This is a genomic window from Aminipila terrae (genome assembly GCF_010120715.1).
In the GTDB taxonomy this organism is placed as follows: Bacteria; Bacillota; Clostridia; order Peptostreptococcales; family Anaerovoracaceae; genus Aminipila; species Aminipila terrae.
In genome coordinates, this window is record NZ_CP047591.1 from 77,733 (window position 1) to 103,322 (window position 25,590).

Annotated in this window: 24 protein-coding genes and 1 pseudogene; 4 read left to right on the forward strand and 21 right to left on the reverse strand. The window is 36.7% G+C overall.

Annotated elements, in window-relative coordinates; all coding sequences use genetic code 11:
- Positions 1 to 77 precede the first annotated feature (77 nt).
- The 4 genes from Ami3637_RS00325 to Ami3637_RS00340 form a co-directional block, all read right to left on the reverse strand.
- Positions 78 to 1,046, reverse strand: a complete 969-nt coding sequence (locus tag Ami3637_RS00325) for a lysine exporter LysO family protein (RefSeq protein WP_162360813.1) — start codon at positions 1,044 to 1,046, stop codon at positions 78 to 80.
- Complete coding sequence (locus tag Ami3637_RS00330; protein WP_162360814.1) at positions 1,043 to 2,569, reverse strand: B12-binding domain-containing radical SAM protein; 1,527 nt, start codon at positions 2,567 to 2,569, stop codon at positions 1,043 to 1,045. The genes Ami3637_RS00325 and Ami3637_RS00330 overlap by 4 nt, the downstream gene beginning before the upstream one ends.
- A gap of 283 nt (positions 2,570 to 2,852) precedes the next feature.
- Positions 2,853 to 3,083, reverse strand: coding sequence for a hypothetical protein (locus tag Ami3637_RS00335; protein ID WP_162360815.1), 231 nt, complete (start codon positions 3,081 to 3,083; stop codon positions 2,853 to 2,855).
- 276 nt (positions 3,084 to 3,359) lie between these two features.
- Positions 3,360 to 4,250 carry a LysR family transcriptional regulator gene (locus tag Ami3637_RS00340; RefSeq protein WP_162360816.1) on the reverse strand — a complete coding sequence of 297 codons (891 nt, stop codon included), beginning with the start codon at positions 4,248 to 4,250 and terminating at the stop codon, positions 3,360 to 3,362.
- 131 nt (positions 4,251 to 4,381) lie between these two features.
- Here Ami3637_RS00340 and Ami3637_RS00345 point away from each other — a divergent pair, with 131 nt between their 5' ends.
- On the forward strand, positions 4,382 to 5,161 hold the full coding sequence (locus tag Ami3637_RS00345) for a dimethylarginine dimethylaminohydrolase family protein (RefSeq protein WP_202931069.1): 780 nt from the start codon (positions 4,382 to 4,384) through the stop codon (positions 5,159 to 5,161).
- A gap of 123 nt (positions 5,162 to 5,284) precedes the next feature.
- On the opposite strand, the gene Ami3637_RS19205 is transcribed toward Ami3637_RS00345, so the two are convergent.
- The 3 genes from Ami3637_RS19205 to Ami3637_RS00355 form a co-directional block, all read right to left on the reverse strand.
- Complete coding sequence (locus tag Ami3637_RS19205; RefSeq protein ID WP_330586953.1) at positions 5,285 to 5,443, reverse strand: DUF6061 family protein; 159 nt, start codon at positions 5,441 to 5,443, stop codon at positions 5,285 to 5,287.
- Positions 5,444 to 5,449: 6 nt separating this feature from the next.
- Positions 5,450 to 5,608, reverse strand: coding sequence for an RNA methyltransferase (locus Ami3637_RS00350; protein ID WP_330586733.1), 159 nt, complete (start codon positions 5,606 to 5,608; stop codon positions 5,450 to 5,452).
- Positions 5,609 to 6,061: 453 nt separating this feature from the next.
- Positions 6,062 to 6,478 carry a pyridoxamine 5'-phosphate oxidase family protein gene (locus tag Ami3637_RS00355; RefSeq protein ID WP_162360817.1) on the reverse strand — a complete coding sequence of 139 codons (417 nt, stop codon included), beginning with the start codon at positions 6,476 to 6,478 and terminating at the stop codon, positions 6,062 to 6,064.
- Positions 6,479 to 6,575: 97 nt separating this feature from the next.
- Here Ami3637_RS00355 and Ami3637_RS00360 point away from each other — a divergent pair, with 97 nt between their 5' ends.
- Positions 6,576 to 7,520 carry a helix-turn-helix transcriptional regulator gene (locus tag Ami3637_RS00360; RefSeq protein WP_162360818.1) on the forward strand — a complete coding sequence of 315 codons (945 nt, stop codon included), beginning with the start codon at positions 6,576 to 6,578 and terminating at the stop codon, positions 7,518 to 7,520.
- Between the two features lie 349 nt (positions 7,521 to 7,869).
- On the opposite strand, the gene Ami3637_RS00365 is transcribed toward Ami3637_RS00360, so the two are convergent.
- From Ami3637_RS00365 to ruvC, 14 genes and pseudogenes are all read right to left on the reverse strand, one after another.
- Entirely contained in the window at positions 7,870 to 8,985 is a 1,116-nt protein-coding gene (locus Ami3637_RS00365; RefSeq protein WP_162360819.1) for a hypothetical protein, read from the reverse strand.
- A gap of 85 nt (positions 8,986 to 9,070) precedes the next feature.
- Positions 9,071 to 9,571 carry a C39 family peptidase gene (locus Ami3637_RS00370; protein ID WP_162360820.1) on the reverse strand — a complete coding sequence of 167 codons (501 nt, stop codon included), beginning with the start codon at positions 9,569 to 9,571 and terminating at the stop codon, positions 9,071 to 9,073.
- Positions 9,568 to 9,816, reverse strand: coding sequence for a hypothetical protein (locus tag Ami3637_RS00375; RefSeq protein ID WP_162360821.1), 249 nt, complete (start codon positions 9,814 to 9,816; stop codon positions 9,568 to 9,570). Before Ami3637_RS00375 ends, Ami3637_RS00370 begins: the two co-directional genes overlap by 4 nt.
- Positions 9,817 to 10,926: 1,110 nt before the next feature.
- Entirely contained in the window at positions 10,927 to 11,514 is a 588-nt protein-coding gene (locus Ami3637_RS00380) for a helix-turn-helix domain-containing protein (protein ID WP_162360822.1), read from the reverse strand.
- Positions 11,515 to 12,409: 895 nt separating this feature from the next.
- Positions 12,410 to 14,149 (reverse strand): M56 family metallopeptidase, encoded by a 1,740-nt coding sequence (locus tag Ami3637_RS00385; protein WP_162360823.1) that lies wholly within the window; start codon positions 14,147 to 14,149, stop codon positions 12,410 to 12,412.
- Complete coding sequence (locus Ami3637_RS00390) at positions 14,142 to 14,519, reverse strand: BlaI/MecI/CopY family transcriptional regulator (RefSeq protein WP_162360824.1); 378 nt, start codon at positions 14,517 to 14,519, stop codon at positions 14,142 to 14,144. The genes Ami3637_RS00385 and Ami3637_RS00390 overlap by 8 nt, the downstream gene beginning before the upstream one ends.
- A gap of 418 nt (positions 14,520 to 14,937) precedes the next feature.
- On the reverse strand, positions 14,938 to 15,804 hold the full coding sequence (locus Ami3637_RS00395) for a BRO family protein (RefSeq protein ID WP_330586734.1): 867 nt from the start codon (positions 15,802 to 15,804) through the stop codon (positions 14,938 to 14,940).
- A gap of 175 nt (positions 15,805 to 15,979) precedes the next feature.
- Positions 15,980 to 17,134, reverse strand: coding sequence for a 23S rRNA (uracil(1939)-C(5))-methyltransferase RlmD (gene rlmD / locus Ami3637_RS00400; protein ID WP_162360826.1), 1,155 nt, complete (start codon positions 17,132 to 17,134; stop codon positions 15,980 to 15,982).
- A 66-nt stretch (positions 17,135 to 17,200) separates the two neighbouring features.
- Positions 17,201 to 18,322: a tRNA guanosine(34) transglycosylase Tgt gene (gene tgt / locus Ami3637_RS00405; protein WP_162360827.1), complete on the reverse strand. Its 1,122-nt coding sequence runs from the start codon at positions 18,320 to 18,322 to the stop codon at positions 17,201 to 17,203.
- 110 nt (positions 18,323 to 18,432) lie between these two features.
- Positions 18,433 to 19,497: a tRNA preQ1(34) S-adenosylmethionine ribosyltransferase-isomerase QueA gene (gene queA / locus Ami3637_RS00410; RefSeq protein WP_162360828.1), complete on the reverse strand. Its 1,065-nt coding sequence runs from the start codon at positions 19,495 to 19,497 to the stop codon at positions 18,433 to 18,435.
- Between the two features lie 35 nt (positions 19,498 to 19,532).
- On the reverse strand, positions 19,533 to 20,957 hold the full coding sequence (locus Ami3637_RS00415) for a SpoIID/LytB domain-containing protein (protein WP_162360829.1): 1,425 nt from the start codon (positions 20,955 to 20,957) through the stop codon (positions 19,533 to 19,535).
- 20 nt (positions 20,958 to 20,977) lie between these two features.
- Positions 20,978 to 21,990: pseudogene (gene ruvB, locus Ami3637_RS00420) on the reverse strand (Holliday junction branch migration DNA helicase RuvB).
- 20 nt (positions 21,991 to 22,010) lie between these two features.
- Positions 22,011 to 22,607: a Holliday junction branch migration protein RuvA gene (ruvA, locus tag Ami3637_RS00425; protein WP_162360830.1), complete on the reverse strand. Its 597-nt coding sequence runs from the start codon at positions 22,605 to 22,607 to the stop codon at positions 22,011 to 22,013.
- A gap of 31 nt (positions 22,608 to 22,638) precedes the next feature.
- A complete protein-coding gene (gene ruvC / locus Ami3637_RS00430) occupies positions 22,639 to 23,145 on the reverse strand; it encodes a crossover junction endodeoxyribonuclease RuvC (RefSeq protein WP_162360831.1) in 507 nt (168 codons plus the stop codon).
- 248 nt (positions 23,146 to 23,393) lie between these two features.
- On the opposite strand from ruvC, the gene Ami3637_RS00435 reads away from it, so the two are divergent.
- Together Ami3637_RS00435 and recN are read left to right on the forward strand one after the other, a co-directional pair.
- A complete protein-coding gene (locus tag Ami3637_RS00435; protein WP_162360832.1) occupies positions 23,394 to 23,843 on the forward strand; it encodes an arginine repressor in 450 nt (149 codons plus the stop codon).
- 23 nt (positions 23,844 to 23,866) lie between these two features.
- On the forward strand, positions 23,867 to 25,540 hold the full coding sequence (recN, locus tag Ami3637_RS00440; protein ID WP_162360833.1) for a DNA repair protein RecN: 1,674 nt from the start codon (positions 23,867 to 23,869) through the stop codon (positions 25,538 to 25,540).
- Positions 25,541 to 25,590 lie beyond the last annotated feature (50 nt).

The following is a 25,590-nucleotide window of genomic DNA, read 5'->3' on the forward strand; positions in this document are numbered from 1 at the left end:
TTTCAGACCATTTTTTGTCGAGTTTTCTTAGACCATTATACTATCGCCTGCGATCCTTAATCTGAATTCGTTTCATATCAACGAAGATTAAAAAGTGACAGCAGTCCTGATAAAATTGGCAGAAGAAATGGTACAATCATCGTCAGCACGGTTCCATTAAACAAAGTAACCAGCCCTAAATCTCTGCCTACAAATTTCTGTATAGGTAAAAGCATGGTGTCCATATCTCCCGCACCACCGGATGCAATTGCGCTGCCTGGACTTATCCTTATTATGAGCGGCAAACATAGGACAGTCAAAAATTCTCTGATGACATTTACGACAAAGCCGTATGTACCGACCCCCACCCCGTAGGCACTGCTCATATATGCTCCGGTAACGCTGTAATAACTCATTCCTGCAGAAGAGATTAAGGTTATTTTTAAAGGTAAGCCAAGAACAAAGCCTGAAATAACCCCGCCTAAAATACTTCCAAATAGAATTGCGACTGGAACCAGCAGGATTCTCCATCCCAATTGCTTCATATATTTCAAGGTGTCGCTGTTGTTTCCCAAAGAAATCCCTACGCCTATGTAAATAATAATTAAGCATATCCTGATAACATAATCAAGCAGAAAAGCCAACTCCACCGGGAGAAGAAAGCGTCCAAACGCTATCCCGGAAACGATACCCAAAGGCATGCTCCATATCAAAGGTGATTTATAGCTTGCGTTTTCGGAAGGCGTATCTTCTAATATGTCCACTTGGATATCATCGGTTTTAATGTTAATGTTGTCCAGCAGCTTCATGGACTTCTCAAAGGAAAAGGTAACGATGATACTTAAACCTATCGCGAAAGTGCTGATTAAAAAGCAATTGATTCCGATTTGACCTAAGCTTTTCATAAGCGAATCGTTAACGCCGATATTCGACCCTATGGTTATCATTAAGATAATTAAAACTATATTGCTAATGATGTCTACGATTTTTAGAAATTTTCTACTTTTTATTTTTAAACCTACTGATAAGCCGATAAATATGCTTATAAAAGGCATGAGAAATATCATCTGCTTTTCCCCCCATGATTTAATGTATTCAATTTATTAGCCATTCTCCTCCGATTTCTTTCTTTATATTTTTCAGTGGCGGCCATTAAAGCATACTGCCAAAGTGCATATATATGATCCTCAGATAGATTTGTGGTTCTAAAATTGGGCGTACCATATCCCAGAGGATCAGAATTCATCCAATAGTTACTAAAATCGTGATTAATGATTGTATACCCAAATTTTTCAGGTGATTTATAAAGTGGCGAACCTGGATACGGTACCGGAATACCAATATGCGTTATTTCATTAAGTTCATTTTCTATGAAATAACATATGGTTTGTATAAGTCTATTAGCTCCCTCAAATGTCTCATCACCTAGCCCAAATAACCAATATCCAACCGGCTGTATATCGGCATCGCGAATCAACTTGCATTGGTTAATGGCTTTTTCGAAATCCACAGGTTTATCCATTACATCCAAAACTTCCTGCGAGCTATTTTCTATTCCCATGCTTATCTGAGCACAACCCGCTTTTCTCATAAGAGCAAGATCCTCCGCGTCGAGTCTACCGACAGTAGTTTGGCACCACCAGCGAAGATGATTTAATTTTCGCTCTATCAGTAAGTTACATAATTGGTGAGCTCTTTTTTTATCGACCATAAATGTTAAGTCGCCAAAATCAAAAAAATCGATATTATATTTTTTATGTAAATGCTCAATTTCATCAACTACTTTGACCGGATCTCTAAATTGTATCTTATAATCATCATAGGATGTTTTAAAATACGAATCGCAAGTGCAAAATGCACAGCCGTTTGGACATCCTTTACTTGAAAAAACCCTTGGCATTAATGGTAATGACTCATAACTACATAAATCATATGCCGGATAAGGAAGTTCATCAAGATCGATATCATGACAACTCCTTTTATGTGTTTCAACATAATTTCCATTCTTATCTTTATAGCATATTCCTTTTATATCATCAAAGTCGCTAGAATCTTTAGTACAATTAATTAGTTCCACAATGGCGATGTTGCCCTCTCCTTTTATTACAATATCAATATTTCTATTTTTTAACATCTCTTGGCTATTAATAGTTGGGTGAATACCCCCAACCACAACCAATGAATCGGGATGATATTTCTTTATCATTTCGGCTATTTTCAGGGTAGCATCAACAGTTACTGTTATACAAGATATGCCGTAAATCTTTGATTTATTTTTTATAATAGATTCTTCAATATCGCTATACTCGATCATTCGGTTTTCTTTATCTCTTAAAACCATATCAAGAGTATGGAAATCTAAGACTTCTACTGTGTATCCGCTTTGCAAAACGGATGCTGCAAGACTATACAAGCCATGATTAGGTTCATTCACAAAATCACCCATAGGTTCTTGGTTATTTAATGAATTCCAATACTCAATAACTATCTTATTTTGGTTTTGAGATAAGACGCGGAGCAGGAAGTGTGGTTGTATAAGCATTACATCCCTTTCTTTTCCCTGAAATAAAATTTCCGACAGATTTTTCATAAAAATATCCCCCTATCAATTTACAACTTAGAAAAAAGCCAAAAATCAACTTTTTTCTAGTATTTCAATAAACAATTGGGCATATATTGTTACGTAAAAAATGTGTATATTATTACATGTTTATCAAATTTTTACATTATTCACTAAAATTATAAACCTACACAAATAATATTGTCAATAAAAACTTACAGTTGATTCAGGAAAAGGAAAAAACGATCGTATTTCAATTTCTTTACACAATCTTACCCCTGCTGGGTTTGTAAAAAACTGGGCATCTTCAAAATCAGTCTGAGCAAACATTATGCTTGGCACGAAATTTAGGATACTCTCCAATATATTTTTTATTTGCTACTAAAACACCCACAAGAGGATGTAATTGATGTACTTCGATACTAAAATTCGATTGTGGAAAACAGTTAACTAACTCTTGAACCGTCGATGGCTGGTCACTTCCTGGTCCATAACCAATCGTGTTGTATTCTTCCTTATACTTATCTGGATTATCAAAAAACATTAAATCACCAATAACAATAGTTTGAAGACTTTGCCCACCAATGGCTCTTTACTTGCACTATCAAACCGATCTTTTACATTATCCATCTAATTTCTCCTTTCTTAAGCTATTTTTATTGCAGAGAGTTAAGCTATCCATACCTTCTCATTTTTTCCACATAAGTATACAAGTTTCGATGTGCTTTGAGTAGACAAAAATGATGTGGCGAGGACCTACTGGTTCCTTGACGGAAAGTGTCGATGCTATTTTGTGGATGCATAGTCTCTTGGAAATATGTCATAGTTCAATAGGCTTGTACTCCTCAGCTATCCAGCGACGAGCATACTCGTAAAACCTTGATGCTGCACCAGACAGAAGGTTAAGGCTGCGGCAAGCGATTCCAAGGTCCCGGTAGCCCTGAGGGTCCAGAGGAATCGCCACAATTCGTCGGTCAAAACCCTGTATCATCATTACAGACATAAGACTAATGCCCAGCCCTTTCTCTACCATAGCGATTACGGCGTGATCGTCGCTTTCTACGAAACGTGCGTCTAGGGTAATCCTATTTTTGTCCAGAATAGCTGTAATCTCATCCTCCACCCCCTCATTGAGCGCAATGTACGGCAGATTTGGCAGCTCGGAAATGTTGAGTTTTTCCATTCTGGAATAGGGATCATCTTCAGAAAAAATGCCTACGATGGGGTCACGGTGCAGGAATTCGGACTCAAGTTCCGGTAAAGTTGGGTATGCAACAAAACCTACATCCACTCGTCCATCAGCTATCCAACTGACAATCTGAGTATCTGTTCCGTGCAGCAGCTCGAATCTGATTCCAGGGTAATCATGTTGAAATCTCTTTATCATCCCAGGGAGCCACTGTGCAGAGACACTGTTAAATGTTCCAATTCTAATAAGACCTTCACGAAGGCCATTGATCTCTCCGATTCGCTCTGAAAGTCTACGTTGGTCATGAAGGACCGTTCTTATATATGGCAACAGCAGTTGCCCTTCTATAGTAAGTTGTACTCCGTTTCGCCCTCTAGTTAATAGTTTTACATTCCATTGCTCCTCTAATGTATTTAATGCTCTAGTAAGCCCTGATTGTGTGTAGCCAAGCTCCTCCGCTGCCTGAGTCATTGTTCCAGTCTCGACAGCTTTGATAAATGCCTCGTATTGTGAGAGACTCATGTTTTACCTCCTTGATCATTGTATGATTAATACTCATGAAAACCATGACATACTTGCCGTTTACGAATCTTTATTTGTATTATATACTTAGAGTATAGAAAAAATCAATTTAATCTTACGGAGGTATAAATATGTTTACAAAAGCCATTACCAAGAAACCTTGCAAAGCATTAATCGACGGAATATCTACAGCTCAATTCGTAGTAGCAGGCGAAAAGCCAGACTATGAATTGTCCGCCAGACAGCATGATAAATACGTTGAGATTCTTGAATCTCTAGGATTAGAAGTTCTAGATTTAGAAGCAGATGAGCGTTACCCTGACTCATGTTTTACAGAAGACCCAGCCGTTGTTATGGAGCGTTGTGCAGTGATCACAAACCCTGCAAGGGACTCCCGCAATGGCGAAAAGGAAGAAATCCTTCCAGCTATTCGTAAGTTCTACTCTGATGACCAGATTTTTCACATCGAAGCTCCAGGAACAATGGAAGGCGGTGATGTAATGCGTGTAGGAGATCACTTCTACATTGGTCAGAGCGACAGAACAAACGCAGAAGGCGCCCGCCAGTTCAACGAAATAGTTACAAGGTTTGGCTACACTTCATCCACAGTACCTGTAACAGAAGGCCTTCATCTAAAGGATTTCGCAATCTACCTTGAAAACAACAATATGCTTGTTACAGAAACCGTTGACAAGCTAGAAGCTTTTAAAGACTTTAACCGCTTCGTTGTAGCCCCTGACGAACTTTACGCAATCAACAGTCTGTACATTAACGGTACAGTGCTTGTTCCTGAAGGATATCCTAAGACTCTTAAAATCATCGAGGACCTAGGCTACCCTGTAAGGCTAGTTGATACAAGTGAGTTCAAGAAAATTGACGGCAGCCTCACTTGCTTGTCACTAAGATTCTGATGCTAATTCATATTTCTAACGCAGCTTCGGCTGCGTTATTTTTACGTTCAGGGGGAAAGACTTTAAGCAAAAGCAGTGCCACGACTACTACTCTGTTTTCAGTGCAGCAACCGTGGCTGTTGTTTAGTCTAAATCTGTAAATTCCGTTACAGTTTTGAAATACGTCTCTGGATCTCCGTTCAAAATTTGGTCTGCGTAAGCCAACGGGGCATTATAAATCAAATAATCCAGCTCTGACCACTGATATATGTATTGCCAACTTCCTCCTATGCCACAGTGGATCTCATATCATACCAAAAACTTCAATGCTTCCGTGATTGCCCGTTCCTTTTCAGGTGAGCATTTCGGCTGTTTGGCATTTTCAGACTTTGGTTTATTGTAATTCACTGGCTCAATAATCCCGTGTTTCTGCTTAATCTGGGCAATAAAGAGGGAATACATTTTCAATCCGGTCTATTCCAACACACGTTCTTTTATCTGCCCGTGTGTTGCATCATTCTGATATCCAGACATATGGTCCCGAAGTGCTAACTCTGCAATAAGCCGCTACCCCAAGCTTGCTATGTTCAATTGTTTTTGCCGGAATATAGCGGATTTTTTTCATCTATGTTTCCCCTTATTGCTATAATGATTAAGTTCTCGAATCTGAGTATGAAAAAAGGACATGAAAGCATCTACTCTCATATCCTTAACTTATTGCATATTATTTTTAGTCATTTTTAGCTGTTTTTCCGATGCAACAGGGCTATGGACTCCACATGCCTTGAGTAGACAAAAATGATGTCGCGAGGACCCACTGGTTCCTTGGCGTAAGGTAATTCTCTCGAAAACGGATTATTAATATCCACTTTTGGAAACTCTGTCGCCACTCCTTTAGAAACAAAAGAGCATCATCTTTGTTTACAATTCAATGACATCTGCACTTTCAAAATTCAGTATCACATTTGCGCTTGTAAAACTTATTTCATATAAAACTAGATACTCACCTACCTGTTCAATTGTATCAGCATAACCTGTTATTTTTTTGCTGAATACTTCTGCTAGATGGAAAATTGTCCTTTCGCTTTTTCTAACCACCCCTCTTGCTCGAACATGTTCATTACCCATATGGGGTATTGTAGTAAATGCAATTTCATTATTAGTTTCAAATTCTTTAACCTTTTCGTTGTCTCCAAATGTCGAGAAGTAAATCAATTTCTTTTCTTCATCAAATATAAAATTTACAATTCTTACATTTGGAACGCTCGCTATACATGTTGCAAGAGCAATTTCCGTCTGTGTGGCCATCATTCTATAAAATTCTTTTTCTACATTCATCCTTATCTCACTCCTTTGTGTTATTTATGTTCATTTTACTTTTAAATGGTGTCATATTGTGATACCATTAAATATATCATTTTAAAAAGAGGGGCAAATGAAAAAATCTGAACGCTTACATGATCTGATGATCTATTTGAATGGTAAAAATTCATTCAACCTAAAGGATGTTATTAATAAATATCAAATCTCAAAAAGTACAGCTTTGCGAGATATACAGTCACTTGAATCAATTGGAATGCCCATATACTCACAGCAAGGTAGAAACGGGTATTATGGCATACTCCCTAATCGATTGTTGTCACCCATTGTTTTCACCATTGACGAGATGTATGCACTCTACTTTGCTATGCTAACCCTTAATGATTATCAAACGACTCCTTTTCACTTATCTACAACTGCGCTGAAAAATAAGTTTGAATTGTGCTTATCCGATGTGAAAAAGAATCAGCTCCGGAAAATGGAAAGCATACTACAAATGGGTGGCATCAAGCATTTTAATGAAAGTAAATTCTTAAAAGATATCTTAGCATTTTCAATTGATAACAAGGTGTGCGAAGTTGAATACACCAAAAATTCTGCTACTCAGACATTTTATGTACAGTTCTTCAATATTTCTTCTTCATTTGGCCAATGGTACACAACCGCTTTCAATTTTCAATCAGAGAAACCGATTGTCTTTCGTTGCGATAAAATATCGTCCATAATGGAATCCACACATTATATTGCCAAAAATTTATTAGAGTTTGATACGTCAAGTTTTGAGTTCTTCAAAAGTACTGATGCAATTGATTTTAGGGTGGAAATCACACAAAAAGGCGTTGATAAGTTTTATAAAGAAAACTATCCGTCAATGAAACTAGAAATGATCGATAGTCGATTTTACATCAACGGTTATTACAATCAAGGAGAAGAAGATTTCATTGCAAATTACCTTGTCTCTTATGGCAAACAGATACTTTCAATATCCCCAGAAGAATTAAAAAGCAGCATTACAAATACCATAAGGGAGCTTGACTCTTATTATCTATCGGTAATCTAACACAACAAGTAATAGATTACCGATAGAACCAGTCGATATGTTTCCACATACAAAAATCCACTGAATGTCATCTATACACCCAGTGGCTTAATCCATTGATATTACTAGCATTTATCATCTTTCTAACAGAACCACACACTCCGTATGCCGTGAACATGCAATAATGATGACATAAAGAGCTAGTGGTTCCTTGGTGGAAGGTATTTCTCTTGTAATGGATCTATAAAATCCCTATCTAGAAAGTTTTTACCTATATTTTTATATTCTTATAAAACATAAATATCCTCATATCCTCCTGTTGAGACGATGTGATATCTAACCTTTCCATTTCTTTTCAAATATAGTTGCGTCAAACTCGGGATTTAAAACACATATTGTCACGATGCAACAAATAGTATTCTGAAGTACTTTGAATTAACAAATCTCCTTTTGAATTTCTATATATAATTGGGTAATCTTTGGTATCTATTGGGAGCTTCACGTAATAGAACCTGCCTTCTTTATTAAATGCAATTAAAACTTTTATATCGCTGAATGCATCAACAAAATAAACTGCTTCATTGGTTTCCCCAGCAAAAGGTAATATTCTATATCTTGATGGATATCTAGAATATAATTCGGAAGGAATCTTTATTTTTACAAGTTTGTTATCCTCTTTTTTATATATTATCTTTCTTTGATTTAATGTGGATAAAATATAATAATCACCATTTATATAAATATCAACCACTGCATCGGAGTAAATCCCCGAATCATCAGGTTTCAAAAAAGCATTCAGGTCAAGCTTATGTGAATTTATCTCATTTCCCTCAATATCATATTGAACGATATAAAATTCTGTTTTACCATTATCTTCCACGTTTTCAAAAGAATAAATAGAGTTGTTATCAACACAAATTGAAGATATAATAGTGCCAATCCCTTCAGCCCTATTACATTCTTTTTTTACGATTTGCTTGGCTTGTAGAGTATTAATATCAATCAAGTCTATTGTGTATCTATTTGTAATGCCATCGTCAAGCGTATTAATATTCATTAAGACCAGATTCTGGTCTATATTAAACAAATAGTTAAAGCTAATATTACCACTCCATTTATAAATTGCCCTTACACTTTGATCTTGCGTATTTATTTTTAAAATAGAATACTCAGATTCATCATCTTTATTTATAAGATATATGTCATTCTTTATAGGAACTATATCAGTTATAATGTAATCTGTATTGGAAAAATAAGCCAATTTGAAATTTCTTTTTTTTTGTATATCATAAAGGAATAAGGTTAAATTCCTATAGCCGTCTTCTTTATCATTTACAGAATAATATATTTTTTCATCATCGTAACAAATTATCTGCGCATTGGAAGGAATTTCTGACAATATAAGAATTGATTGTTTCTCATTTGAACAGCTTGTAAGCGAAAAAATTGAAATGATAATTATAGCAATAGTTATTTTGATTTTCATAAGCCCCCCTCATAAAATTAAACGCAAAAATCTAAGTGATGTAGATGCTAAAACTAAGCATCTACATCATTATTATATGCCTATATTAAAAAGCTATTTCTTTTGCAAAATGATTAGATGTTCCCTTATAGATTGTTTTTACTGGAACATAATATTTGCCAGTAGTATTGCTAGGAACCTTATTTTCGACAGCGGGGTCAGTTACTAAAATCTCTGAGCCATAATCTCTATAACCACTTGCATTCATAAAATGCCCTGAGGACTTTATGTCGTATGGAAATCCGTATGCTGTTAAGACTTTCATTCTTAGTATAGGAGGTTTTTTTCCTAACACAGCTGACGGTATTGCCACAAACAGATAATCTTCGCTAGGATTGGAATATGTCTCATATACTGCTCCTGTTTGTTTCTTAATGTAACTTTTTATAGTTGCCAAATCTGTACCGTTGCTGTTATTTTTAATTCCAAATGCCTCTGCTATTTTTTCTTGAGACGGAGAGCTTCCATTTATGTATGTTATTACCTGATTTGCTGTTGCGGCTCCACACCAGTTGTCTTTGGCTTGTGTACACACTGAAACTTTCATATCTCTTTTTTAGGAAGTGAACCTCCCGGATCTCTAGTTAGATTTTGATTGGATGGCTGGGTATACCGAAGATCAATTGCGTCATCACTTTTTTTCCCATTATCTCCACATATCTCAGTACCCCTTTGAGAGTTGACATCACGGGAAATATCTACTGAATCTGTTGCAAAAACAGTAGCTGTCGATGTTGCTACTGTAAATAAAAGCAAGAAACTTGCAAGCTTACATAATGTTTTCTTTTTCATACTTTTTCTTTTGTATGATGGTTAAAATCATACGCTCCTTATATAATAGATTTAGGTTGATTAAGGTAACCTATTACCCTTGATTAACTGCATATTTATACGGTTTCATATTGTATAAATATTTTATTAGATAGAGTGGACATTATTGGCTTTTTATCTACTCCTTATAATTTGAAGAATCGCTTTCCTTTATGGCTGTTGGTTATACGTAAAGTTGAGCAATTAATCTTTTTCTTACAATCATACGCAACACCCCCTGTTTGTAAATTGTAAAAGTAATGAAAATAGAGCTCATACTTAATAATATAAATGTATCTATTCTCATTTTAAGATTTAATTACTATAATTCTTTCTGCATATAAAACATTTCTCTTGCTAATCCCATACATATACTATCTGTTTAATAAATATTGTCAATATTTTCTGTATGAAATGTTGTCTCAGCTGCGTGAAATGTGATTTTAGGCTAATTTTATACTAAAATAATAAAAACATCATAGTACATGATTTAACCTCTCCACAGTACGATGATGTTATTATAAAATTTAAATACTTTCCTATATTTTCGCCTATTTTAAAGGCGCAAAAACCGTTTTATTTCTATGCGGTTTTTGCCTTAAATCAGAACCACATTTAGTCATCTTTTTTATCACCTCAAGGGTTTCCGAAACTCCGGATATGTCAAACTCTTTCCAAATCCTTTATTTTTCAACGCTTTTACCACGTTCCAACAAACAAACACACTCCGTATGCCTAGGGTAGACAAAAATGATGTCGTGTAGAACTGATGATTCCTTGGCGGCAAGGTATATTTTCAACGTTTCTGACTTGCAGCCTTGTTAAAAGTTTATTATTTACTCTCCTATCCATCCTTTATCAATAATAAACCATTTAAACATCTGTGCCGCATGCAAATGGATGTTCCATTATTATTCATAGAACAAAAAAACGTAACTGCATCTACACTTACAGGCATTGTTCTTATCTGATATATTCATATTATTAATCTTCTGTGCCTTTCAAGCTGCATTTTGGCCCGTTAATGCTTGTTGACATGACCTAATACTTTTCTAACATAATAACATTATGAATCCATCACTTATATTTTACTTATTTCCAGTTCATTACTTCACTTTGCTTATCCAAACATCTTTTAATCAATGACTCTGCTCGCATATCTAAATATACACGCTTAACTGTGGTATTCGATGGTAAGTCGCAAATTTTAATATCTGGAAGATCTAATGCTTCATCCCTGATTTGCATTATAGGTTTTAAAGCCTCCCTCAATTTTTTAAATTCAATGTTATCGGCATAATAATCACCAGAATGTGGCTTACATTCATTGATAACCTCTTGTAAATTATCAAGCATTTCTATTGGATAAATTGCACTCGCTTCAATAGGAAATGTTGAACCTAATAACTCATCTTCTAAATTATATAGCTCTGCTAGTTTTTTTAACTTTTTAACATCAGGCGTTCTTCTTCCTGCTTCATAATGAGCATAGGTTGATTTATCTATGTCAAGATAATCAGCTACATACTGTTGAGTGTAGCCATTAAGCTTTCTCAGTTCAAATATTTTTCCGTGCAATTCATTTGGATTTTTACTAATCATATTATCACCTCCATCATCGGTTGTCGTATCGCCAATATAATCATTATACAGATAAGTTGGCGTTCTGTCAACATCCATATACCTATAATTCAGAAATATGATCAAATCCATTTCTTTCATTTATACTTTTAATATTGTACTTATCAGTAAAATTATATAATCTCCCCATGTTCTGCCTCTTACTGTTTTCTAATCCTATACGATTAAACGCCACCCTTTTTACCGGACGGCGTTTCATGTAATGATTGTAATTATATATATCAGGATTTTTAAAGATGTGATTTATTACTTTTATCAATATTTGATTTTTTAACTGTCCTCTCTAAAAAAGACTGTTGTTTTTATTTACTGATTATTTAATATCTACAAGCTTATTAATATTCTCTAAATGTGCAGCTACACCAAATTTCTGACAACAGTAAATTTCTTGTTTAAGTTTTCTTTTATAATTCTTTAAGATGTTAACCTTATCATTCACGAGCAATCCAGTGACAATCTTCCTTTCACTGCCATTCATTATGTGTGTTTTTAACTCATTGCATTCAAATCCAAATTTCAATAAAATTTGCTTAATTTCTAAATAGCAAAATTCAAATCGTAATCTGATGAAAAAGTAATGCCATCGGCATATCTAGTATATGTAGTATTAATCCTTTTAGAAAAAGCTTCAATTCGTAATACAAATAATGTTTATTAAATATGGGCTGGGGCTGTATGTGCACCTTGTGGTAGCACTCCTCTAAAACAGCATATTTCAGATAATAAGCTTGTTACAGATGTTGCGTAACCAATGTTTAAGAATACATTTTCAATAGTAGTATTTTTAATCGAAGGGAAAAAGTCTTTAATGTCCATAATTCAGCACAGCTGTCGGAATTACTATAAAAAGAGGTGAAGACAAGGCGTAAAACCATGTTTCATCCCTTCTTATCATTTCGAATTAGCCTCTCACCCTAAATACTTTAATGCTAAATTAGAATACAATATCATACAGTCTTTTCATTATATCCGTTTCATCACCGGAGTAACTAACAAAGGAAAATGAACTCTTTTTTATATCCAGACTTATGACAGCCGAACCGTTTCCGGATGTATAGTTATAGGAACGCGTATGATTATAAGTCCACATATCATCCCCAGGCGCAAATGAACTGCTGCTGATTTTAGCCTTGAGGCTGTAATCCGTCATTCCTTCTTCAAGTCTGATAGAACCGGCGCCTTCGCTACTGTAATAATTTAGCTTCTTAGAAAATCCTTTTCCCAAGTAAACGCCTGCCGCTCCATTTTTGTTTACCAAGTCAATATTTGCATCTATTGGAAGCACCGAAATACCGGCATAGTTTCCAACAATCTTTATATTTTCATAAACGTAATCTGGCACATATATACGGATTCTTTTATCCTGCGTGTATCCTTCCGAATCATTGGCTACCTTAGATAAAGACTTTGCATTTATCGTAAATATATCATCCTGTTGTTTTGAACTGACATTATACAATGACTTGTCATACTCATATTTAAAATCCTTACCCGTGGACTGTAAGACAATTATATTGCAGTTATCAGCATTAATAACGATGTCAAAAGGTACATTTTCTTTTATCTGCGGTGCAGAAAGGTAACTAGAACTCTTGTTCTCTGGCAATGTTTTAGAAGCACCATAATCCCTTGCATAGGCTCCGCAAACCGTCGAACTAAAGCATAAAAAAGCAGTTAAAGCAATGGTCATTGCTATCATCCATTTAGATTTTTTCTTATAATACATAATTGCATCCAACCTTTCTTTTATTTGTTCCGCACTTTCCGTTAATGCAATAGAAGCATGGATATCCTTGTATTTTCCGGATAATTTTAAAGATGAAAGTAAAGTATTTCCATAGATGACCTTTTCACGGGCATCCAAGGAGCTTATAACCGCTTCATCGCATGAAAGCTCACAGCACTTGTTAACCTCCTTTCCCATAAAAAAGACAAAGGGATTAAACCAATGCAGGCAAATCGTAAGTTGAACCAGCCATTTATAAAATATATCCAAGCGCTTAAAATGCGTTAATTCATGCTTTATAATGTACTGCATTTCCTCTCGCTTCATTTCCGTATTAGGGATAACAATAAATGGGCGTAAAAATCCAACCAGTATTGTTGAAGAGATTAAGGAGTTTGTATATAATTCAATTGGCTTTTTTATCTTTAACTTTTCTTGGCTTTCCGCCAATAAATTCAGAATATCAATATCACATACTTCTACACTCCCTGCCCAAACATATCGCACAAAGCTTTGATACATGGTAATTTTTCTCAACAGTAATGCCAGAGCCACCGCTAACCAGATAACCCACAGGTTCTCAAGCAGCAGATCCCCTCTAATCCCATATTCTTCCGGTGATGCCGTTTTACCCTTTGACTGAGTATTTTCTATTTCCATAGTAGTGGCAGCACCCTCTTCCCTAAAATCAGATTGCGTATCCTTCTCAGGCTGTGTGACCTCTGCTGTATTTTGGATTCGGTATTCCAGGTGCTGGAACATTGAACCAATAAGAGTGGTTTCCGGTGTAAAAGGAAGTAACATACGGACTACTACTATGAGCCAAATATAATATTGCCATGTCTTACCCATTTTGTGTTTATAAAGTGGTTTCAGACCAAACAAAATAGTCATTAGAATCGTGCCAGAAAGAGACAAAGAGAAAACAACCTTTAATATTTCATTCATTTAATTTCTCCTTCCAATATGTCTGTAATTCTTCCAAATCATCCGAAGAAAGAATATCCTGTTGAATAAGAGTAGAGACAAGCCCTCTGACATTTCCCTCATACACTTTTTCAAGAAAACTCTTTGTCTGTGTTGTGAGATAGTCTTCTTCAGAAACCAAGGCAACATACACATTTCTTCTTCCGATTTTGCTTGTGGTAAGAAATCCCTTATCAACTAATCGGGATAACAGTGTAAGAACCGTATTCTTTTTCCATTCACACTCCTCTTTTTTAAGTTCACTCATTATTGAGGCGTATAATGCTTTTCCTCCCTCTTTCCAAATGATTTTCATAAGCTCCAATTCTGAATTGGAAATCTGTTGTATCATGATTTTTATCCTCCTAAACATACATAATGTAGGCATACTTTATATTAACAACATGTGGGCAAATTGTCAATGCCTATTAAAATTAGGGTTTTAATTAATGAAAAAACAGGAGTTTTTAACTCCTAATATGTCATCTATATTTCCACCCATTTTAAAAGGAGCAAAAAACTGCCCTTTTTCCTGACTGATTTTCGCCCCAAATTCACTCTTAAATCACATCTGATGTGATTCCTCTATTCAATTATTTCTTCTCCATCAAACAAACTACTTCTGTATGCCTTGAATGTACGATAACGATGTCATAAAAATCTAGCTATTGCGTAGGCAATAATGATGTCGTAGACATCTGGTGCTTCCTTGTCGGCAAGCTTTTTTCTATGAAATATACCATACTGCATATTTTATCAACTGCAATTAGCTATTTATCATCATTATCAGAATTCTCAATGACATCAGCAATAAGCCGAGAGAAATCAATAGCGTTTTTGTTAGTTATGACAGGCTTCCCTGTATCAGCTTCAATTTCTTTTCGTGCATTTCCTGCAATTCGACCGCCACGCCGTGCTACCTGCTTATTTTCTTCGAAGGTTTTCGGTTCTGTTGTCTTAGAAATTTCGGTTGTGGTGGCCTCAGCAAGCATATTCAGAACCAATTCCAATGTTGACATGTTATCGCGAAGATTTTCCTTTTTCAACCCTTTGAGTTGTTTATACTGCCTAGTCGTCATATCAGACCATGCTCTTGTAATTTCATCTGTCAATATAGCGTATTCTTGCCCTTGCTTTACGCCACGGTCATCCCACTCATCAGTAAGCTCTTTACGTACCTGAATTGCCTGCAATCGCTGATTAATCCATTCACGAGTATATCCTTTTTTCAGATATGTAGAAAGGGCACGTTCTATGGTGAGTTCTGGATCAATTGTTTCTTCTATTCGCTCACGGCCAACCTGAGCAAGCCACATTTTGAATGGTTCAGCTTTCGGTGACGGAATGGACTGTAAAATGCGTAAAAGTTGTTCAGTATTTGCAACATCCGTCAATCGATTTTTCCCATCCGCCGCTTTCATTTTCAACTGCTTACAATTTGTAAGCAGTTGAGTACCTTCTTCAATTAGTCGTTTTTTCAAGACAGCCCAATAGGTACTCGCACTTCTAGGCGTTGCTTGTTCAGTCAGAATTGATACTACATCCACCACAGAAAAGTACCACTCCTGCTCCTCTTTATCCCAAGCTGTACGAATACGCTTATCTTCAAATAGTTGAATCTCATTATTTCCATCCATTATTTTGTCCTCCAGCATCAAAATAAATTAGTTTTCATTCTGTCCCTTATCCATTTTCTTGCTCTTAGTATTTATATCTTAGCACAAAAAAGCATACAGAACAAGCGTTCTGTATGCTTTTCGTACCTTTTTCTATTAAGTTTATAAGCTCTACTTCTACAATAAATCTATTAAATTACCTCTTCTCCAGCAAGCAAACTACCTCCGTGTGTTTCGTCATAGGGAAGTTATCATATGCCTTCAAGGATTTCACTTCATATCCATACAGCTGCATAAACTGTAAATTCTCTGCCAGCGTTTTTGGATTGCAGGATATATAGACAATCTGCTTCACTCCATAATCTACAATCTTACTTAGTGACTTATTCTGAATTCCCATTCTTGGAGGATCAACTACTATTACGTCTGGTTTTTCATCAATATGATCCAGCACGTCAAAAACATCTCCTGCAAGGAACTGGCAGTTATCAAGGCCATTCAATTCCGCGTTTATTTTTGCTGCCTCTACAGCTTCTTCTACCAGTTCAACTCCGATGGCCTTTTTAGCTTTTAGTGCCAGGGCCTGAGTGATAGTTCCTGTTCCGCAGAACAAATCATAAACGGTCTTTCCCTCAAGGTTTTCAATTAGTGCAAGAGCCTCTGTATACAGACGTTCCACGGCTTCAATGTTTGTCTGGAAAAAAGAGAATGCACTCACTTTAAAGTCCAAACCCATTATTTTTTCCATATAATAGTCACGTCCCCAGAGCACTTTTAATTCATCACAGTTTACTGCGTCAGCAATGCCGTCATTGATAGTCCGAAGAACCCCAACCAGATTATTATTCAATTTAAGCTTACGAATACAATTCACAAAAGCTGATTCATCAAATTCTACCTGAGATGAAGTAACCACGTTTACAAGTAATTCTTTGGTTCGCTCCCCTTTTCGGATGATGAGATTTCTCATCAATCCCTCATGGCTTTTCTTATGATAAAAGTTATAGCCTTGCTCATTACAAAATTCCAAAACAGTTTTTAACACCAGATTAAAATCAGGGTCCACAAGCTGGCATTCATCCACTGTAACAATGGACATAAATCTGCCCTTTTGATGCATTCCCAAAGTCATTTCACCATCTTTAACCTGATCTCCAAAGGTGTATTCCATCTTATTTCTATAGGCATACTGTTTTGGGCTGCCCTCAATGCCTAAAAACTTTTCACAAACTACATCTTTTGCATCAAGCAAACGGATGACTTCTTTACCCTTCATTTCCACCTGTTTTTCATAGGGTATACCCTGATGGATACATCCTCCACAAAATTGGTCATGCTTACATATTTCCATAAATCTCTCCTATTTTCTTTAATGATTTATTTACAATTTATCACAGTAGGCTAGCAAGGCAGGTTCTTAGAACCTGCCGTACTTAGTGTAAAACTCATTTTTATATTCAAGAAATCGATCTTCTTCAATGGCTTTTCTTATATTACCCATCATATTCACTAAAAAGTGTAGATTATGATTTGATAGAAGCATTGCAGATAACATTTCATCACACTTATATAAATGTCTCAGATACGCTTTGGAATAATTTCTGCATGTATAACAGTCGCATTCTGGATCAAGAGTTTCAAAATCCCGCTCATACTTGGCATTTTTGATGTTTACTCTGCCATAAGAAGTCATAGCCATACCATGTCTTGCAATTCTTGTTGGAAGAACACAGTCAAACATGTCAACTCCGCGCTCAACGCCTTCAAAAAGGTAATCTGGGCTTCCTACTCCCATTAAATATCTGGCTTTTTCTTTTGGTAAATAGTCCACACAATCATCAAGTACATCCAGCATTAATTCTTTTGGTTCGCCTACACTTAGTCCACCAATTGCATAACCTGGCAGGTCCAGATCTACCACCTGCATAGCACTCTCATATCTTAGATCTTTATACATGCCTCCCTGCATGATACCGAATAATGACTGTCTTTCAATGTCCTTATGGTAATCCTTACATCGCTTCAGCCATCTGGTAGTTCTTTCTAAAGAATTTTTCACATAATCCCTGTCAGCAGGATATGGTGCACATTCATCAAAAGCCATCATAATGTCAGAGCCAAGAGCATTTTGAATTTCCATGGATTTTTCCGGGGAAAGCATGTGTTTAGACCCGTCAATATGGGATCTGAACTCCACTCCTTCTTCTGTTATTTTCCTTAATGCCCCCAGACTGAATACCTGAAACCCACCACTATCTGTTAAAATAGCTCTGTCCCAGTTCATAAATTTGTGAAGGCCGCCTGCCTCCCTGACTATTTCATGTCCCGGTCTCAGATATAAATGGTACGTGTTAGACAGAATAATCTGTGCTCCCATTTCTTTAACCTGTTCAGGGCGCATAGCCTTAACAGTGGCAGCGGTGCCAACAGGCATAAATACAGGAGTTTCAATAGTTCCGTGAGGGGTATGGACTCTGCCCCTTCTGGCTTTAGTCCGGTTATCTGTTTTTAACAGCTCATAAGAAACTGCATGTTTCATTTAATATTCTCCTTTTAACATTCTGTCCAGTGAGTCAGCATTACTCACCAGATTTTATCTGATAAATCATGAATTTTTCATTCTGAGATTTTCATAGTTTTCTTTTGTCTCTATAAAATCAGCATTGCATCACCATATGAAAAGAATCTGTACTTTTCTTCCACCGCTGTCTTATATACTTCAAGAATTTTTTCTCTGTCATAAAGAGCAGAAATCAGCATCAGTAATGTTGATTTAGGTAAGTGGAAATTGGTGATTAAACAGTCAATAATCTTAAACTCATAACCAGGGTATATAAAAATCCCTGTATTTCCGTGTCCCTGTTGCACTTTATATGAGGGCTCTCCGTCAGCGTCGTTTAGTACAGCAGCGCTTTCAACGGTTCTGCAGGAAGTTGTTCCAACGGAAAAAATTCTCCCCCCTGCCTTTTTTGTTTCATTTATGATTCTTGCACTTTCTTCGCTTACTTCATACTCTTCAAAGTGCATTTTATGTTCTTCTATGATGTCACATTTAACTGGTCTGAATGTTCCAATCCCCACATGTAAGGTTACATAAGCCAGCTTTACTCCCATCTCTTCTGCTTTTTTCAGCAGCTCATCCGTAAAGTGAAGCCCGGCAGTGGGAGCTGCTACTGAACCTTCTTCTTTACAGTAAACAGTCTGATATCTGTCCTTATCTTCCTCCTGGCTCTCTCTTTCAATATAAGGAGGCAGAGGCATGCTTCCAAGCTCTTCCAGACGTTCAAGAAAAATGCCTTCATACTCAAATTTTACGTGCCTTGTTCCTTCTTCACCATAATCGATTACGGTAGCCTGGAATTTGGCAGTAGCACCATTTCTTGAAAAATCAACCACATCGCCTGGTTTAAGTCTTTTTCCCGGTCTAACCATGGTTTCCCAGGTATCTCCTTCAAGTCTTTTTATAAGAAGGAACTCCACTTTAGCCCCTGTTCCTTCCTTGATTCCAAACAATCTGGCTGGTAATACTTTAGAATTGTTCAGAACCAGACAATCCCCTGGTTTCAAATATTCCAAAATATTATAAAAATGTTTATGCTCAATGTCTCCTGAATCTCTGTGTACTACCAGAAGCCTTGAATTATCCCTTTTATCTGTAGGCTTCTGGGCTATTAACTCAGGAGGCAGATTATAATCAAAATCATTAATATGCATTGACTTTTATAACTCCATTCCTTTTTCTAATCATTCTAATCAATTGTAATATCCGTATAATAATACTTTAATATATCCTTATATGTAAAGTCCTTTTTTGCCATTTCAACTGCGCTGTCCTGAGGAAGACCTGCACCATGTCCATAACCGACTCCAACAAAGGTTACATTTCCGCCGCTTACACTTTCAACGGTATTGGATACTGGTGTATTTCCTGATGACTGAATCATAAGGCTGGTATTTTTGCCATTATGAACATACAGGCTTTTTTTGTCAATCTTATTGGTCACTCCGTTTTTATCTATAACGCAGACTGTATCAGGCAGCTCCGTGGCACTGCTCTGGGCCTTTGATACGGCAAAAGCTTTTGATGTGTTATCGGGGGTTGTTGTTGGGGTAATTCCTGCTTCACTCAAAGAAAACATGGTGGATTTTATCACGGTAGACCCCAGAACACTCCTTATTTTGTCTTTTTGTATAACCGCAGTGCCCCCAGTTCCAGTAAATTGAATGGTATCTACCGCTCCTGACTGATTTCTCTTTGTGATAGAAACATTTGTAACATTTCCCACATTGTAGCCTGCTGAAGATAATTTACTGGATAAATCAGCAAAGGTATAAGCCTGACTCCAGGCATAAGTAGGAGAATATTCATCTTTCACTGCTTTTAAGTAACCCACACTTCCTCCCCATACGTCCTGGGCATCCAGTGTATACCCTCCGCTATTTTTATAGAAAAATGCAGCTACTGTATCCCCATTATATTTTATGGTTTCTCCTTTTGTCTGGTCAACAGCACTTATGGTCTCAGGATATTCATCGTTATATCCCTTATAAACCTGGCAGTGTGTCGTTGAACAAAGGTCAAAACCATATGAGTTATGATTTCCAAGTTTACATACAGCATAGCTTCTGGCAGCTACTGCCTGAGCTTTTAAAGCTTCTGCTGGATAAGATTTGCTTAATTCTCCATTTATGACACCATATAAATACTGTTCTATGGGTAAAAGATTAATAATGGTCAGGCTTCCAGAGGAAACATTGAACATAATTCCTCCTCTGTATTTACTGCTTCCAAAGGTTACAGTACCGCCATTTTCATAATTAAAAGGCATGATACAGTTGACATTGTTCTGATTGTCATTCATCACCACCGTTTCACCGGAGCTTTTCGTTCCTATAAGCTGTATACCCCCAGACTGAAGACGGATTACCACTTTATTTACATCGGGAAAAGCCGCGATTTCCGTAAAGCCATCATTATTTCCAACACCCATACGTACACCGCCGTCAAAATTTATTGCATATTCACTTGCACTTGAACTCCCATATTTTAGTCCTATCCGTATATATTCAGGCACAGTTGCTGCATCAGCATACTCCATACTAAAAACACCATATGCCGCTATAATCATGGCAAAAGCTATAATAGTTGACAAAATTCTTTTTACTGTAAACATCGTATCTGCTCCTTATGTTTCTAATCCGGTAACTCTATTCCCAGGTGTTTATAGGCTTGTTCTGAAACCATTCTTCCTTTTTGGGTTCGGTGTAAGAAGCCCGCCTGAATCAAATAGGGTTCATATACATCTTCAATCGTTACTCTGTCCTCACCTATGGATGCTGCAATAGTATCTATCCCAACAGGCCCGCCTTTAAATCTCTCTATAATCATCCTCAGTATTTCCCGGTCAAGGGACTCCAGTCCATACTCATCCACCCCAAGGGACTTTAAAGTCTCATTGGTTATATCTAGATCAATGATACCGCTGCCCTTTACCTGGCAAAAGTCTCTCACTCGTTTGAGAATTCTGTTGGCAACTCGTGGAGTTCCTCTTGATCTCTTAGCCATGGCTTCAAGAGAATCCTCATCCACATCAATATTTAAAAGTCCTGCTGATCTTTTGATAATCTTTTTTAACTCGTCAATAGTGTAAAGTTCAAATTTACTGATTACGCCGAACCTGTCCCTGAGAGGAGCTGATAAACTGCCTGCTCTGGTAGTGGCTCCAATTAAAGTAAACTTAGCCAGATCCAGTCTGATGGACCGGGCTGAGGGCCCCTTCCCTATGATTATGTCTAAGGCATAATCCTCCATGGCAGAATATAATACTTCCTCTACAGACCGGTTCAGCCTGTGTATCTCATCGATAAAAAGTACATCATTCTCGTTTAAGTTTGTCAGAATGGCTGCCAGATCCCCTGCTCTTTCTATGGCAGGACCAGAAGTTATTCTTAAATCAACCCCCAGTTCATTGGCTATTATACCAGCCAGAGTGGTTTTTCCCAAACCAGGGGGCCATAGAAAAGTACATGATCTAATGGCTCGTTTCTCATTTGTGCAGCTTCAATAAACACTTTTAAGTTTTCTGTTGCTGTTTTCTGTCCAATATAATCTTCTAACTTTTTAGGTCTTAAAGTAAGCTCTACCCCTTCTTCATCCCGGTTTTGGTTTGTGGAGGTAACACGCTCATCATATTCCATAAAATCCATCATAAATGCTCCTGTTTACATTAGCATAATCGTTTTAATGCTCTCTTTATATAATCTTCAACAGTCAGATTATTTTCTTCTATACCTGCAAGGGCCTCAACCGCTTCTCCTTTGCTGTATCCCAGTGCAATCAAGGCATTAACAGCTTCTCCCTTTTCGTTCAGGTTAACATTTGTAATATCTGAAGCTGAAATACCACCTGTTATAGCTTCCGCTGCATCCAGTTTATCTTTCAGTTCCAGAACAATCCGCTGTGCAGTTTTTTTGCCTATACCATTTGCTTTTGTAAGGGCAGCTGCATCTTCAAACACAATGGCTTTCTGAAGTTCCATAACTGGCAGCGTCGAAAGAATGGATAAAGCTGCCTTTGCACCTACTCCATTGACCGTCATAAGCTTTCTGAACAGTTGTAAGCTCTCCTTATCAGCAAATCCATAAATACTTATATCATCTTCTCTGACTATCATAGCAGTATATACCATTACCTGCTGTCCTTCTTTTGCCAGATAAACAGAAGAATTGTCCGGGACATAGACTTCATATCCCAGTCCACCTGTTTCAATAACAATACCTCCAGAAAAGTGCATAGCCAGTATTCCTTTTATAAAATGAAGCATTTCGACCTCCTCACAGTCTGTAACATATGTATTATCTTGATTTTATCGCTCCTGCCAGCCGTTTATTGGCGTTGGCGGAATGACCATGGCATATGGCTGCTGCCAGTGCATCTGCAGTGTCATCAGGTTTTGGGACTTCTTTCAAATTCAAAATGGTTTTAACCATATTTTGTACCTGCTTCTTTTCAGCTCTCCCATACCCTACCAGGGCCTGTTTTATCTGCAAAGGTGTATATTCTGCTATATCCATCCCTGAATTGGCGCAGGCAAGTATTGCTACTCCTCTGGCTTGTCCCACCATGATAGCCGTTTTGGTGTTTGTATTAAAAAACAATTCCTCAATAGAAGCTACTTCTGGTTCATACTCCGCAATAATTTCGGTCAGTGAACTATATAGACATTTAAGTCTGTCGGTCATGCACATAGAAGCTTCAGTTGTAACGGCTCCATATCCACAAACCTTAAAATGGTTACCTGTCATGTCAATGATTCCATATCCCAGAATTGCATAACCCGGATCTATACCTAATATTCTCATAAATTCTCCATAACTATAATATTATATCACAAATTTGTTCTAATCCAAATTGTATTATCTTTTCCATTTTATCACACAAACACATGTTTGTCCACCTGTGTATATACATATACTCTGCTGCATAAATGTTTTTTACAGTTGGAAAACCAATGCATAAATTATAATTGTTATTGAATATTTCTGTATAATTATGTTATAGTATACACGTAATGTATTTTTTATTTTAAGAACTGCGCGGAGGTAATAGTATGCGTTATTCAAGGCAAAACAAAATTCTTGAAATTATAAGCAATTTTGAAGTAGAAACACAGGAAAAACTGGCTTCATTACTAAAAGAAAGTGGTTACGATGTTACTCAGGCCACCATCTCAAGAGATATTAAAGAACTTCAGCTAATTAAAGTCTTATCAAACACTGGAAAATACAAATATGCTTTAGGTAACTCTATAGAAACACCTATTTCTGATAGATTTATTAAAATTTTTAAGGAAACAATTCGTAGCGTTGCTGCATCTTATAACCTCATTGTGGTAAAAACTCTATCTGGCTGCGGCCCTGCGGCAGGTGAAGCGATTGATTCCCTGAACTTCCCTCACATTGTGGGATCTGTGGCAGGCGACAATACACTTATGATTATAGTAGATGATTTGGAAAATGTCCCTGCTCTTGTAGAAAAGTTTAATGATTTATTACAATAATACCCTTTGGGAGGTTAATAATTATGATTTCTCATTTACATGTAAAAGATTTCGCCATTATTAACGAAATGGATGTAGATTTTCATACTGGTTTAAATATCATCACCGGCGAAACAGGTGCAGGTAAATCTATTATTATAGAAGCAGTAAGCCTTGCTTTAGGGAGCAGGGCAGATACTGCTTTTGTTCGTTCTGGGAAAGATAAAGCAGTCATTGAACTTATCATGGAAGACTGTCCATCACAAGCCACTGACCTTTTAGTGGAAAATGATATTCCCATTGATGATAACCAGGTTATAATAAAACGTGAAATTTCCATCTCAGGAAAAAGCATATGCAGAATTAATAATCAGATTGTTTCTGTTTCATTTTTGAATATGCTTTGTAAAAAACTGGCCGATATCCACGGTCAGTATGATCATCAGTCATTACTGGATCCCGAGCTACATATCACTTTTGTTGATTTATACAATAGTTCTGAAATACTACCAGTGAAAGCTCTGACAGAAAAGTTTTATCTGGAATACCGAAAGCTTTCTACTGAGTTAAATCAGCTGACAAAAAATGCTGCTGACAATCAGCGTAAACATGATTTTATGGCCTTTGAGTTAAACGAAATTAATAATGCCAGGCTTTCCCCCGGAGAGGATACGGCTTTAGAGGAAGAGATTCTTTCATTGCAAAACAGTGAAAAAATATATGGCAATCTGTCAGATGCTTATGATTCCGTTTATGGCAATTCCCCTTCCGTCCTTCAGACTTTAGCAAAAGTACAAAATCAGCTTCAGGAAATATCACCATATTCTAAGTCTGTATGCGACTTACTTTCGGATTTTGATGATGCTTATTATAAACTGGAAGATATAAGCAGAGAAATCCGGAATATCAGAGACAATATAACCTTTTCACCGGAGCAGCTGGATTCAGCTATTTCCAGAATGGATCTTATTGACAAGTTAAAACTGAAATATGGCGGGTCCATAGAAGAGATATTAGCTTACCGGACACAACTGGAAGAAGATTTATCTCGTATTGAAAATATTGATGAGGCAAAATCCACTCTTTCCCACCAGCTTTCAGTATGCGAGGAGCAGTTGAAATTAGCATCACAAAGGCTTTCAGCTCTTAGAAAAGCATCTGCTAAAGAGCTCCAGATTAAAATTATGGAGCAACTTTTTGAGCTGAGTTTTACCAACTCAGAATTTCAAATTAAAATTTCTGACAATCCCGCCGGCTTTACAGCCAACGGTACGGATACAGCAGAATTTCTGATTAGTACCAACCGGGGAGAACCACTGAAACCACTGGCTAAAATTGCTTCTGGCGGTGAGATGTCCAGAATCATGCTTGCATTTAAAAAGATTGTGGGCGATTATGACGATATTCCTACTATGATTTTTGATGAAATAGATACTGGTATTAGTGGAATTGCAGCCAGTGTAGTGGGCAGGAAACTAAAAGAAATTGCACAGAACCATCAGATTATCTGTATTACCCATCTTCCACAGATCACAGCCTGCGGAAGCCATAACTATAAAATAGTAAAACATTCCGATGATACTTCTACTTACACCACTTTAGTACCTCTTTCCAAAGAAGAAAAAATTAAGGAGGTTGCAAGACTTTTAGGAGGATTGAACATTACCGAGTCCACTTTAAAAAGTGCTGAAGAACTTATCGAAGTTTCTTCCAGATAAAAAAATGAAAAAGCTTCTAAGCTTAAAAAGAGAATATTTTCTCCTATTTG